Here is a 13,599-nt window from a genome sequence, read left to right as displayed (position 1 = left end):
CGCTTAATTCATTTTTGCGGTTCAGAGCACAAAAAAACGGCGCCCAAATCCGCGGACGCCGCACAACAACCCCACTACAGCCGCCTCAGGGCCTCTCGCATTCCCGCGCTCAACATCACTTCCAGATACCGCGTGACCTGTTCAGCAAGGCCCGGAATTGCCGTGAGATCTTCCCCCCAGTGCGCGTTATCCTGCAGGACTTCAGTGACCAGTTCATGCAGCGGGCGGCCACGCGACACTTGCGCCCACCCTTCGGAAAAACGGGTTAACCAGACTTCATCATCCTGTAATGGATACGCCTGCCCGTCGCGCTGACCGCGATAGAAGGCGATGAGCGCCGCCAGAGCGAACGTTAACCGCGGCGGAATAACGCCATGCCGGCGGATATTCGCCAGCAGTTGCGGCAGGATCCGGGTGCGAAACTTGGTCATGCCGTTCAGGGCGATGGAGGACAACTGATGGCGAATCCAGGGATTAAGGAAACGCCCGGTCACGGCATCGGCAAACTGGCGTAACTCATCGGCCGGCAAATCCAGCGCCGGAATAATCTCCTCGCCGATGGTTTGCTGCACATAATGGCGAATGGCTTTATCATTCATCGCTTCACCAACGGTATCCACACCGCACAGCCACGCCACCGGCACCATCGCGGTATGCGCGCCATTAAGAATGGCAACCTTGCGCTCTTTATAGGGCCGGATATCCTCTACAATACGGATATTGAGCGGGTAGCGATCTAGCCGCAGCGTCTCCGCCAGCGCCTGCGCCCCCTGGATTACGAATAACCAATAGTATTCGGCGGTATCCAGGAAAGCATCATGGTAACCCAGTTCCGTCTCCAGCTTTTCCACTTCATCGCGCGGATAGCCAGTCACGATGCGGTCAACCAGCGTCGAACAAAACGTATTGGCGATTTCAACCCAGTCGCGAAAAGCCGCGGGCAACCGCCACTCTTCGGCATAGCGCAACACCAGTGCTTTCAGTGATTCGCCGTTATAGTCGATCAGCTCGCACGGGATAAGTGTCCAGCCTTTATCCACTGCGCCATTGAAATATCGGAACCGTTCGAAAAGCAGTTGTACCAGCTTAGCCGGGAAGCTTACTGGCGGCCTGGCGTCAGGTCGGTCCCCGGCATGATAGCTGATGCCCGCTTCCGTGGTATTCGAAAACACGAACTCAATATCCGGGTTACGGGCCAGCGCCAGATAACCGGCAAAATCCTGCCATGGATTGATCTCATTATTAACAGAGCGAATAATCCGCGCCTCGCTCACTGCCTCGCCACACTCATTCAGCCCGCGAATCACCGTGGTGTAAAGCCCGTCCTGGGTATTTAACGATGGCGGGAACTTACTGTTAATCGGCCGAACAATGGTCACCCCGGCAGCCAGATCGGTTTTCTCATTCAACAGATCCAGTTGCCAGTCAATAAATGCCCGCAAGAAGTTACCCTCACCGAACTGAATCACACGCGTCGGGTACTGAGGTCCGGGAAAATCTTTTCTGTTTAACGATTTCATAGCCTTTCCTGCTAAAAATGAATGACGCCTTTGATGAGCTGGCGATTGTTAATCACTTCACTTTCGTAAATTTCCGCCAGCAACCTGAAATCGTAACGGTGGGTCAGCATCATCCTGGCAGTCACTTTCCCCTCGGCCATCAGTCGTCCGACTTTCACAAAATCTTCTTCCGTCGCATTACGGCTCCCCATCATGGTCGTCTCTTTCTTATGGAACTCCGGGTCCGAGAACGTCAGATCACCTTTAAACAGGCCAACAAAAGTGATACTGCCGCCGTGGCGAATTAAATTGACCGTGTTGTTCATCGCATGTTGGTTTCCAGTTGCGTCAATGACCTTCTGCGCCAAAGAACCGCCAAACGTTGTGCGCAGTTGCTCGGTGAACAGCCGATCGGTAGGATCGAGGGTTGCCAGACAAAGGTGCTGAGCCACATGATCGCGCCGCGCCGGACTGGTATCCGCCACCACTACGTGCGCTCCGTCCGCTTTGGCAATAGCCGCCGCCCCAAGGCCGATGGGACCCGCACCAACCACCAGCACCTGATCTCCCGGCTGGATAGCCGCACGACGCACTGCGTGAGCGCTAATGGCAAAGGGTTCAATCAGTGCCACAGCTTCAGGATCGACATCATCCACCACCAGCAGATTTTTGACCGGGACGCAGAGGTATTCACTAAACCCGCCGTCCCGATGGACGCCGATCACGGAGATTTTCTCACAACAGTTTGTCCGACCGCTCAGACAGGCCGGGCACTGACAACAGGCGACGTAGGGAATAACGGCAACCTGGAGGCCACTTTTCAGATTAAGAATATTTTTACCGAGACCAATTATCTCACCACATATTTCATGACCGAGAACGCGTGGATAGCTAAAAAAAGGTTGATTGCCACCCCATGCATGAATATCCGTCCCACAAATCCCCACCGTTTTTACTTTAATAAGAACCTCATCATCACCTGGAATGGGAATCTGGCGTTTTTCCCAGTGAAATTTTTTTGGTTCCTGACACACTAATGTATTCATCGACGTCATAATTACTGCCTCCGTTTTTGTTGGCTTAGATATCGATGAAAAATAGAATCGAGGATAAAGTCATTGTGAAAATTGTGAAATCTCGCGCACAAAACTGTTTTAAATCCGGCTTTAATAGCGAAAAAACAGGAAAACCATTATGAGCCGCTCACAAAACCTTCGTCACAACGTGATTAACCAGGTCATTAGCGATATGGCGCGCGGCTTTCTCCCGTCGCCGTTGCCCTCACAAAGCGCGCTCGCCGAGATGTACAATATCAGCCGCACCACCGTGCGCCATATCCTTAGCCACTTATGCGAGCGCGGCGTACTGCATCAGGTCAATCAGGATTACAAGATCCTCCGCCAACCGGAGGTTCGTGACGGCTTCGATGGTTCAAGCGCCACGCTGGCCGAGCAGAATCGCCTCTTTGAACAAGCGTTTTTCACCATGATTAACCAACGTCAGTTGCGCCCCGGAGAAATGTTTTCCGAGCTACAGCTGGCGCGCGCTGCGGGCGTCAGCCCGGTGGTGGTCAGAGAGTTTTTGTTGAAATTCAGCCGCTACAACCTGATTGAAAGCGAAAAGCGCGGCCAGTGGAATATGAAGAAGTTTGAGTTATCCTGGGCGGAACAACTGTTCGAACTGCGGGAAATGCTGGAAACCCATGCGCTTCAGCACTTCCTCAACCTGCCGGACAACGACGCCCGCTGGCTGCAGGCAAAAACTCTGCTTGAACGCCATCGTGCCCTGCGGGACCGCATCGGCGACAGCTTTCGCATGTTTTCCCAGCTCGATCGCGATTTTCACTCACTGCTGCTGTCAGCGGCTGATAATATATTTTTTAATCAATCGCTTGAGATTATTTCTGTTATTTTCCACTTTCACTATCAGTGGGATGAGAGCGACCTTAAACAGCGCAATATCATCGCCATCGATGAACATATGACCATCCTGAGCGCGCTCATCTGCCGCAGCGATCTGGACGCGGTCCTCGCACTTCGTGCTCACCTGGAAAGCGCTAAACAATCAATGATTCGCTCAATCAGACAGGGCGCTCATGGATTAAAAACAGATTAAAAACATAAAATTGCAAAATAATCCACAATATTATTATCAACTCATACTGTTCTATTTACCCACCCTTACACTGAGGATGTTTTTAAAAGCTATCTTTTTACAATCATAATTAGTAAAAAAGCATCGACACAGGAGTAAATATGACTATTACAATCAAAGACATATGTGTAAAAGATATTCGATTTCCAACATCCAAAAATCTGGATGGTTCTGATGCAATGAATGCAATATCAGATTATTCTGCAACTTATGTCACATTAATAACTGACCACTCAGAAGAGCTAAAAGGTTATGGACTAACATTCACAATTGGTCGTGGAAATGATTTGTGCGTTAGCGCGGTAAAATCTTTAGCAGAGTTATTTGTTATTGGTCGTACGCTAGAAGACATTACTGCTAACTTTGGTCTATTCTGGCATGAACTGGTTTCTGGCGATTGCCAGCTACGCTGGGTTGGACCGGAAAAAGGCGTTATTCATCTCGCTACTGCGGCAATTATTAATGCCTTATGGGATCTTTGGGGACGCTCGCAGAATAAAACCGTCTGGAAAATGCTTGTTGATATGTCACCAGAAGAGCTTGTGCGTTGTATCGATTTTACGTACATCTCCGATGTGCTCACACCTGAAGAAGCAATAGCACTATTGCGTAAAGTAGAAAAAGGTAAGGCTCAGCGCGAAAGGGAAATGTTTGAAACTGGTTTCCCTGGCTATACCACCGCCGCTGGCTGGCTTGGTTATTCCGAAGAAAAAATGCGCCAACTCGCGCGGCAAGCTGTTGAAGACGGCTGGACCCACCTAAAACAAAAAGTGGGCGCAGACCTTGAGCAAGACATTCGTCGGGCAACGATCCTACGCGAAGAATTAGGCTGGGAGCGTCATCTGATGATGGATGCGAACCAAACCTGGGGAGTTGATCAAGCTATTGATGCTATGCGTAAACTGGCGAAATTCGATCCGCTGTGGATTGAAGAACCGACAAGTCCCGACGATATCCTGGGGCACGCGGCAATTAAAGCCCGAATCGGCAATATTGGCATTGCCACGGGTGAACATGCACATAACCGGGTTATGTTTAAGCAGTTCTTCCAGACTGGTGCAATGGATTTTTGTCAACTTGACCCTGCCCGCCTTGGCGGACTGAATGAAGTCCTCGCTGTAGTATTGATGGCAGCAAAATTTGGTGTTCCCGTTTGTCCTCATGGCGGTGGTGTAGGCCTGTGCCAATACTCATTAAACATTGTGCTATTCGACTATATCGCGGTTTCTGCATCACTGGAGAACAGAGTGTTAGAATATGTGGATCACTTACATGAAAATTTTGTCGAACCATTAGTTATTAAACGTGGGCGTTATTACCCTCTGTTGCAACCCGGATATGGCGTAAAAATGAAAGCAGAATCATTACAACGCTATTCATGGCCAGATGGGCAAGAATGGGCTCTTGGATAAGAGATGTACAATCAAGCGTTAATTATAACATCTGAATTTTTTCAAAAACTGTATTTACAGGTAAATAATTCGCTATTTTCACATCCATTAGGAAATATAACTATATATTATCCATATGGAAACCATAATACAATTTTGAACATTTTTATTGGAAAAAATCATGAGCCAAAGTGACAATGAAAAAATTGTTAATTCGGCAGTGCGAAAGTCTATTATTCGACTACTGCCGTTTTTAGCACTTATGTATGTTATGGCTTATCTGGATCGAGCCAACATCGGTTTTGCCAAAGATGCCTTCCAAGTCGATACTGGCTTAAGTAATGCAGCATATGCGTTTGGTGCCGGCGTTTTTTTTATCGGCTATGCTATTTTTGAAGTTCCCAGTAATATTTTTTTATATAAAACAGGAGCACGTCTATGGCTTTCACGAATAATGGTAACATGGGGAATTATTTCTGCAGCAATGATGTTTGCCCATGATGAAAAAACGTTTATTATCTTACGTTTTCTTCTCGGGGCATCCGAAGCAGGTTTTATGCCTGGCGTTATGCTATACCTGACATTCTGGTTCCCACTCAATATTCGAGCGAAGGTTTCTGGGTATTTTTGGTTCGGACCACCAATTGCTTTCATTCTTGGAGGGCCAATTTCCGGTGGATTATTAACTATTCATGATTTGTGGGGATTACATAACTGGCAATTAATGTTCATGGTTGAAGGCTTATTGGCTGCACTGGTAGGCATAGTCGCTTTTTTCTACCTTGATAATAAACCCTCAGATAAACGATGTACATTTCTGACACCAGAAGAGAAAAAGGCACTCAGTGCTGTTATGGATACAGAAGAACGTGCAAAAGTTAGCCATGGCCCACAAGGAATATTAAAATCACTATGCGACCCCAAAGTACTCTATCTGTGCCTGATTTGTTTTACCATTCAGGTTGGCTCATACGGTATTGCTTTTTTCCTGCCTTCTCAGATAGCAGCGCTGTCAGGACATGGAGTCGGCTTTATCGTTGGCGCCTTATCGGGTATCCCATGGCTATGCGCTCTTTTTGCCGCATGGTATATCCCCAATCTTTCGACAAAACTGAAAGAGCGGCGCTGGATCAGCACCATCACTCTATTATTCGGCGGACTGGGAGTTGCCATGTCTGGCGCACTGGCCGGAACACCTATATGGGCGTTTATCGCATTATGCATTGGCTGTGCTGGTTTACTCGCAGTACAACCAATTTACTGGACGTTCCCGACCAGTTATCTCGGAGGTGCAGCAGCAGCTTCCGGCATTGCGTTGATAAATTCAATTGGAAACCTCGGTGGATTTGTTGCACCGAATATCCGTGTGTGGGCTGAAGGTGTGTTTGAGTCGAATATAGCAGGACTTTATCTGTTAGGTGGTATCGCCATTGTCGGAGCGATCATGCTTGCAGCAATCTTCAGAATTGGTATCAAACGTGATATGGATGATACGTCACCAGAGAAAAACCATGGGAAATCCTCATCCGCAGCCATGACAGTCCCCGACTCTACTCATTAGTATCATTCGTCCCCCTATACAAGCAGGGGGACTTCTCTTCCAGTCTCTGGTTCAGAGTTTCCTGAGTAAAGACTTCACTGGCGTCATTACTAAAAAATGAAAATAGTTATTTCATTCGCGTCAAAATTTGTTGTGATCTCAATCACATATCTACCACCCGTCGGCCTTATACCCAACCGCTTACTCCGGCAAGTGACCGCTTAACCCCGCATATAACCACTCGCAGATTTACCCAACTTTACGCATATGAAGTTCTGGCAAGATCGTCTCCAGCATAGCGAGTCAATATCTCCTCAACCCCTAACTTAAACCCAGAACCAGACGGCTTCGGCCTATTACTCATCTAATTAAGCCAGGTTTTACTATGGATACTAAAAAGTTATTCAAGCACATACCCTGGGTGATTCTTGGAATCATCGGGGCATTTTGCCTCTCAGTCATCGCCCTGCGCCGCGGCGAGCACGTTAGTGCCCTGTGGATCGTAGTGGCATCGGTTTCCGTCTACCTTGTCGCCTATCGTTACTACAGCCTGTACATCGCGCAAAAGGTGATGAAGCTCGACCCCACGCGCGCCACGCCGGCGGTCATTAACAACGATGGCCTGAACTACGTACCGACTAACCGCTACGTGCTCTTCGGCCACCACTTTGCCGCTATTGCCGGTGCCGGTCCGCTGGTAGGCCCGGTTCTCGCCGCGCAGATGGGCTACCTGCCGGGCACTCTGTGGCTGCTGGCGGGCGTCGTGCTGGCGGGGGCGGTACAGGACTTTATGGTGCTGTTTATCTCCTCGCGTCGTAACGGCGCTTCGCTGGGGGAAATGATCAAGCAAGAGATGGGGCCGGTACCGGGTTCCATTGCCCTGTTCGGCTGCTTCCTGATTATGATCATCATCCTCGCCGTGCTGGCATTGATTGTCGTAAAAGCGCTGGCGGAAAGCCCGTGGGGCGTGTTCACGGTCTGCTCGACCGTACCGATCGCCCTGTTTATGGGTATCTACATGCGCTTCCTGCGCCCGGGCCGGGTGGGTGAAGTGTCGGTTATCGGTATCGTTCTGCTGGTTGCATCCATCTGGTTCGGCGGCATCATTGCGCACGACCCGTACTGGGGCCCGGCGCTGACCTTTAAAGACACCACCATCACCTTTACCCTGATTGGCTACGCCTTTATTTCCGCACTGCTGCCGGTATGGCTGATTCTGGCGCCGCGCGACTACCTGGCGACCTTCCTGAAAATCGGCGTTATCGTCGGCCTGGCGCTGGGTATCGTGATTCTCAATCCGGATCTGAAAATGCCGGCCGTGACCCAGTATATCGATGGCACCGGCCCGCTGTGGAAAGGCGCGCTGTTCCCGTTCCTGTTTATCACTATCGCCTGCGGCGCGGTCTCCGGCTTCCACGCCCTTATCTCTTCCGGTACGACGCCGAAGCTGCTGGCTAACGAAACCGACGCCCGCTTTATCGGCTACGGCGCGATGCTGATGGAGTCCTTTGTAGCGGTGATGGCGCTGGTGGCGGCATCAATTATCGAGCCGGGCCTCTACTTCGCGATGAATACCCCACCTGCTGGCCTTGGCATCACCATGCCAAACCTGCATGAAATGGGCGGTGAGAACGCCGCGATGATTGCCGCGCAACTGAAGGATGTGACCGCGCACGCCGCAGCAACCGTCAGTTCCTGGGGCTTTGTGATTTCGCCTGAACAGATCCTGCAAACCGCGAAAGATATCGGCGAACCGTCGGTACTGAACCGCGCAGGCGGCGCGCCAACCCTGGCTGTCGGTATTGCTCATGTGTTCCACAAAATTGTTCCGATGGCGGATATGGGCTTCTGGTACCACTTCGGTATTCTGTTTGAAGCGCTGTTTATCCTCACCGCACTGGATGCCGGTACCCGCGCAGGCCGCTTTATGCTCCAGGATCTGCTGGGCAACTTCGTGCCGTTCCTCAAGAAAACCGATTCTCTGGTTGCTGGCGTCATCGGTACTGCGGGTTGCGTCGGTCTGTGGGGATATCTTCTGTATCAGGGCGTGGTCGACCCGCTGGGCGGCGTGAAGAGCCTGTGGCCGCTGTTCGGTATCTCTAACCAGATGCTGGCCGCCGTGGCGCTGGTGCTTGGCACCGTGGTGCTGGTCAAAATGCAGCGCACCAAATACATCTGGGTTACCGTCATCCCCGCCGTATGGCTGCTGCTGTGCACCACCTGGGCTCTGGGTCTGAAACTGTTCAGCACCAACCCGCAGATGGAAGGTTTCTTCTTCATGGCTCAGCAGTACAAAGAGAAGATTGCTTCCGGCGGTGAACTGACCGCACAGCAGATTGCCAACATGAACCATATCGTGGTGAACAATTACACCAACGCCGGTCTGAGCATTCTGTTCCTGGTGGTGGTCTACAGCATCATCTTCTACGGCATCAAAACCTGGCTCAACGTGCGCAACAATAAAGTGCGCACCGATAAAGAGACCCCGTACGTGCCGGTACCGGAAGGCGGTGTGGAGACCTCTTCACATCACTAACTAAACCTGATGCCGGATGGCGCTACGCTTATCCGGCCTACAAAATGCAGTTAACGTAGGCCGGGTAAGGCGAAAGCCGCCATCCGGCTTTATTCATTAACGGGACGGCAAAATGTTTGGTAACTTAGGTCAGGCAAAAAAATATCTCGGCCAGGCGGCGAAAATGCTGATTGGCATTCCGGATTATGACAACTACGTCGAGCATATGCAGACCAACCATCCGGACAAGCCGTATATGACCTACGATGAATTCTTTCGCGAACGCCAGCTAGCCCGCTACGGTGGCGATGGCAAAGGCGGTATGCGCTGCTGTTAATGGAGGCAAACATGACACCGATTGCAGTGACCCTGCTGACCGGGTTTCTTGGCGCGGGGAAAACCACCCTACTACGCCATATTCTCAACGAACAGCACGGTTTTAAAATCGCCGTTATCGAAAACGAATTTGGCGAGGTTGCTGTTGACGATCAGCTCATCGGCGATCGCGCCACCCAGATCAAAACCCTGACCAACGGCTGCATCTGCTGTACCCGCTCCAATGAACTGGAAGATGCCTTGTTAGACCTGCTCGACAACCTCGACCAGGGCAACATCCATTTTGACCGGCTGGTAATTGAGTGCACCGGCATGGCCGACCCCGGCCCGATTATTCAGACCTTTTTCTCCCATGAAGTGCTGTGCGAACGTTACCTGCTGGACGGCGTCATTGCCTTAGTTGATGCGGTACATGCCGACCAGCAGATGAATCAGTTCACCATCGCCCAGTCGCAGATCGGCTATGCCGATCGCATTCTGCTAACCAAAACCGACGTGGCAGGCGAAAGCGAAAAACTGTGTGAGCGTTTAGCGCGTATCAACGCCCGTGCCCCGATTTACACCGTCACGCACGGCGATATCGACCTCTCCCTGTTGTTCGACACCAGCGGCTTTATGCTGGAAGAGAACGTGGTTAGCAGCAAACCGCGTTTTCACTTTATCGCCGATAAGCAAAACGATGTTTCATCGGTTGTGGTGGAACTGGATTATCCGGTGGATATCAGCGACGTGTCGCGAGTGATGGAAAACCTGCTGCTGGAATCGGCGGAGAAACTTCTGCGCTACAAAGGCATGCTGTGGATTGACGGCGAACCGAACCGCCTGCTGTTCCAGGGCGTCCAGCGCCTCTACAGCGCCGACTGGGACCGCCCGTGGGGCGACGAACAGCCGCACAGCACGCTGGTATTTATCGGCATTCAGTTGCCGGAAGATGAGATCAGAGCCGCATTTTCGGGGTTGAAGAAGTAACCCTTATTCTGGATTGTCCGGTGGCGCTTACCGGACCTACAAATCAACGACACAGGCCGGATAAGGCGAAGCCGCCATCCGGCACTCACTCCCCCCACTCACTCAGTAATCACAAACCGCGTCGCGGCAAAGCAGTTGAGGATGCGGTGGACCAGGAACACCATCGTCAGCGTCGCTACCAGCGCGACGGTGACTGAAGTGATGCGGTACAGATCGCTGAACACCAGATCGCTGTCCGGGTGCAGGTTCTGGCCGAACATAATCCCGATGGTGGTGATACTGGCAAAACCGACGCCCGCGCCGACCTTTTCCATCACATGCAGACGAGCGCTAAAGGCCAGCCCGAGACCGATCAGCGGCATCATCAGCAGCATATGGTTGCTGAAGTCATAAATGAGCAGCTGCACCAGCAGAATATAGATACAGGCCAAGACCACGCCGACCACGCGCCAGAGAGAACTTAACACCGCCCCGCGATAATGCATCGGAAACAGAATCAAAATACCCGCCATCAGCGCCGACAACGAATCGCTCAAATCGCAGATCTGAAAGATCACAAAGATCATCGTCGCCACGGTGCCGGAAAGCAGCGACTCATGGCGAATCCGGGTGGCATCTTTCACAATACGCGGCGGCGGCTGACGCGGTTCGACATCGGGGATCAGATAGTGCAGCAGCGCGCTCAGGGCTACCGCCATCACGCAGGCTTCCATATTGGAGAACATCAGCGTATGCCAGTTGGTGGTGGGGTAACTCATAAAGTTGAGCATCGTGCTCTGGCACACCACCCCCATCGCTCCGAGTAAAAACAGCGGCCCCTTACTCATAAAACGAAAGCGCATCACGTACAAACCAAACACCACCAGCGTCATAATGACCGGCCACTGCGAGAGATAGCCGACAATCAACACCATTTCGACACAGTTCACCGCCGCGCTGAATACAAACTGTCTCGCCACATGGCGATTAAACACCGGCACCAGCGACAGCAGCATCAGCGGATAAACCACAAAGAACACGCCGTACTGCACGTTGTAGAAGGTCGAGATGCTCAGCGCTATCGTCCCGGCAACGGAAATACGCACGGTCTGGCGAAAATCATTGGCGGTGTAGGCCACATTATCATGCGAGTTGAATACACGGGCCAGGGTGTTGATCGACGCCAGCAAGTTAATAAACATAATGCAACCAGCTAACGAGGTGAATTTGCACCCCGGCAAAGGTGCGGGCAAACGGCCCTTCGCTGTTATACAACTGCACCGTAGCGCGCGCCCCGGTCGGCAGGGGGGTCTCCAGCGGCTCGTTCAATGCCACATGAATACGCATCCGTTGGGCATCGCGTACCCAGCGCGTCGACTGCTCCGGCTGCGACAACTGGCCGTTAACCGCTTCCTGCCCGGCCAGAATCCCGGCATCGCTGCTGGTCACATGCGCAGGAAACACTTTGCCCGGCATGGCGTCAAACACCACTGCCGCATCCGTGCCAATACGGGTATGGCGCAGGCTTTTTTCACGAAAGTCAGCAACAATATCCATCTCAGGACTGACCAGCGCCAGTAAAGGCGTGGCAGCAGTGGCGTAAAGCCCAGGGTTGAGCTGGAGATTGCTCACCGTCCCGTCGGTTTCCGCCCGCACCTTTGTCCACTCCAGGTTCAGTTGCGCCTCCTCCAGCGCATTGCGGTATTTTTGCAGTGTCACATTGCGACTGTCGTCGCGTTCACCGCGCTGGATCAGCAGGTTCTGGATACTGGCATTCAGCGCCGCCACCGACTGCTCGCTGGTCTGCCAGGCCGTGCGTACCTTATCCAGATCAGACTGCGAGACATTCTGCATCGCGCTCAGTCGCTGATAGCGGTCAAGCGTGAGTTTATCGTTGCGGGCGGTATATTGCGCAGTGCGCAGGTTGGCGCGCGCAGAGGCGATCTGCGCATCCAGCTGTTGGTTGCTCAGCTTCGCCTGCTCAAAGTCAATCTGTGCGGCTTCAACTTTATTGATAAACGGCGTTGGGTCCAGTTCATACAACAGGTCGCCCTTTTTCACCTGGCTATTGTTGCGTACGTAGACGTGAGAGACATAGCCGGAAACGCGCGAAGAGATCGGCGTCACCACGCGCATCACGGTGGAATCCGGCGTCAGCGGGATCCAGATATCGGCAACGATAAACCAGGTAAATATTGCAAGGAAAGCGGCAATACTCACCCTTACCCAACGGGCAAATTTTTGTTCTGGGGTCATCATAATTTTTAGTGTTGATTGTCTTCTTCGCGGATTAACCGCAGATTGCAGGCGATTTGATTTAATGTGGCGCTGAAAGCGGCGAGTTCCGCTTCAGGAAGCGTACGCGTGACCCGATGTTGATAGATCTCAATCACCCGGTTCAGTTCTACCAGCCGGGAGCGCCCTGCTTCCGTTAGCGTCAGCAGGCGGATGCGCTTATCATATGGCGATGTTGAACGCACCAGATAACCTTGATTTTCCAGTTGAGTAAGGGTACGCATCAGCGGCGGCAGCTCAATGCCCTGTACCTCCGCCAGTTCACTCACCGAGACGTTATCACCCAGTTGATGCAGTTGCATCAACACCGTCCAGCTTGACTGCGTCAGGCCGGTATCGGTGATAGCGGCATCAATAATGGCTCGCCACTGGCGCACCACCATCGCCATACGCATCCCCATCGGGCGGCGGGCAAACAGATCATCTTCGGTCATGTATTTTCCCTCTTAGCTGAAGAGAAAATAATAGTTACCAGGATAAGTATCAAGAAACAAACTATCAGGAAGCATTAATTGATAAATTTTATGAATATAAAAAGGCCGGACATCAACCTGTTCAGCCTTTATAAACGACCTCATGGCTACTCGACCTGATCCCGCCGTAAGCCAATATCTTTCAATCTCTCATCGCTCATGCATTGCAGGATGCGCCGGGTTTGTGCCTGCCGTCGCCGCGCTTTGTAGGCATGCCAGATCAGCACAAAACCGATAAACGGCTGTTTTGCTTTGTTCTCATGAAATTCCACACGCCACCTCCCCATATGATTAGCAGAGGCTTCATTCTGAGGGCTTGCAGGCCGTATAATACAGATTCACAAAATACTTTTATTTAACATACAGATTGGTTAAAACCGTACCTGAACCGGATTAATTCCCGCCATCTGTACTGGTTTTTCTATCTGTATGACATCTATGAGGGATA

12 protein-coding genes are annotated in these 13,599 nt (G+C 51.6%); 6 read left to right on the top strand and 6 right to left on the bottom strand.

Going from position 1 to position 13,599, the window contains the following annotated elements:
• Positions 1-74: 74 nt before the first annotated feature.
• Positions 75-1,520 (bottom strand): tagaturonate reductase, encoded by a 1,446-nt coding sequence (locus ABK821_RS02475; protein ID WP_138361824.1) that lies wholly within the window; start codon positions 1,518-1,520, stop codon positions 75-77.
• A gap of 11 nt (positions 1,521-1,531) precedes the next feature.
• The gene (locus tag ABK821_RS02470; protein ID WP_138361823.1) at positions 1,532-2,554 is read right to left on the bottom strand and encodes a zinc-binding alcohol dehydrogenase family protein; all 1,023 of its coding nucleotides are present in this window, start codon (positions 2,552-2,554) and stop codon (positions 1,532-1,534) included.
• 139 nt (positions 2,555-2,693) lie between these two features.
• Between ABK821_RS02470 and ABK821_RS02465 the strand changes: the two genes are divergently transcribed.
• The 6 genes from ABK821_RS02465 to yjiA all read left to right on the top strand — a co-directional run bounded on the left by ABK821_RS02465 (position 2,694) and on the right by yjiA (position 10,404).
• Positions 2,694-3,614: a GntR family transcriptional regulator gene (locus tag ABK821_RS02465; protein WP_138361822.1), complete on the top strand. Its 921-nt coding sequence runs from the start codon at positions 2,694-2,696 to the stop codon at positions 3,612-3,614.
• Positions 3,615-3,754: 140 nt separating this feature from the next.
• A complete protein-coding gene (locus tag ABK821_RS02460; protein WP_138361821.1) occupies positions 3,755-5,065 on the top strand; it encodes an enolase C-terminal domain-like protein in 1,311 nt (436 codons plus the stop codon).
• 160 nt (positions 5,066-5,225) lie between these two features.
• Positions 5,226-6,605, top strand: coding sequence for an MFS transporter (locus ABK821_RS02455; protein ID WP_308564542.1), 1,380 nt, complete (start codon positions 5,226-5,228; stop codon positions 6,603-6,605).
• 364 nt (positions 6,606-6,969) lie between these two features.
• The gene (gene btsT, locus ABK821_RS02450) at positions 6,970-9,120 is read left to right on the top strand and encodes a pyruvate/proton symporter BtsT (RefSeq protein WP_142503054.1); all 2,151 of its coding nucleotides are present in this window, start codon (positions 6,970-6,972) and stop codon (positions 9,118-9,120) included.
• 112 nt (positions 9,121-9,232) lie between these two features.
• Positions 9,233-9,436 (top strand): YbdD/YjiX family protein, encoded by a 204-nt coding sequence (locus tag ABK821_RS02445; RefSeq protein ID WP_138361818.1) that lies wholly within the window; start codon positions 9,233-9,235, stop codon positions 9,434-9,436.
• Between the two features lie 11 nt (positions 9,437-9,447).
• Positions 9,448-10,404, top strand: coding sequence for a GTPase (gene yjiA, locus ABK821_RS02440; RefSeq protein ID WP_142503055.1), 957 nt, complete (start codon positions 9,448-9,450; stop codon positions 10,402-10,404).
• Positions 10,405-10,502: 98 nt separating this feature from the next.
• Here yjiA and ABK821_RS02435 read toward each other — a convergent pair whose 3' ends face one another.
• From ABK821_RS02435 to ABK821_RS02420, 4 genes are all read right to left on the bottom strand, one after another.
• A complete protein-coding gene (locus ABK821_RS02435; RefSeq protein WP_343178656.1) occupies positions 10,503-11,585 on the bottom strand; it encodes a DUF2955 domain-containing protein in 1,083 nt (360 codons plus the stop codon).
• Positions 11,575-12,642, bottom strand: a complete 1,068-nt coding sequence (locus ABK821_RS02430; RefSeq protein WP_343178655.1) for an HlyD family secretion protein — start codon at positions 12,640-12,642, stop codon at positions 11,575-11,577. Before ABK821_RS02430 ends, ABK821_RS02435 begins: the two co-directional genes overlap by 11 nt.
• Before the next feature lie 5 nt (positions 12,643-12,647).
• The gene (locus tag ABK821_RS02425) at positions 12,648-13,112 is read right to left on the bottom strand and encodes a MarR family winged helix-turn-helix transcriptional regulator (protein WP_138361814.1); all 465 of its coding nucleotides are present in this window, start codon (positions 13,110-13,112) and stop codon (positions 12,648-12,650) included.
• Between the two features lie 146 nt (positions 13,113-13,258).
• On the bottom strand, positions 13,259-13,423 hold the full coding sequence (locus tag ABK821_RS02420) for a DUF1127 domain-containing protein (protein WP_343178654.1): 165 nt from the start codon (positions 13,421-13,423) through the stop codon (positions 13,259-13,261).
• Positions 13,424-13,599 lie beyond the last annotated feature (176 nt).

This window comes from Klebsiella sp. KE9456, assembly GCF_043832615.1.
GTDB lineage: Bacteria > Pseudomonadota > Gammaproteobacteria > Enterobacterales > Enterobacteriaceae > Klebsiella > Klebsiella indica.
The sequence above is the reverse complement of the archived record's forward strand: the minus strand, read 5'-3'. Positions and strand labels throughout refer to the sequence as shown.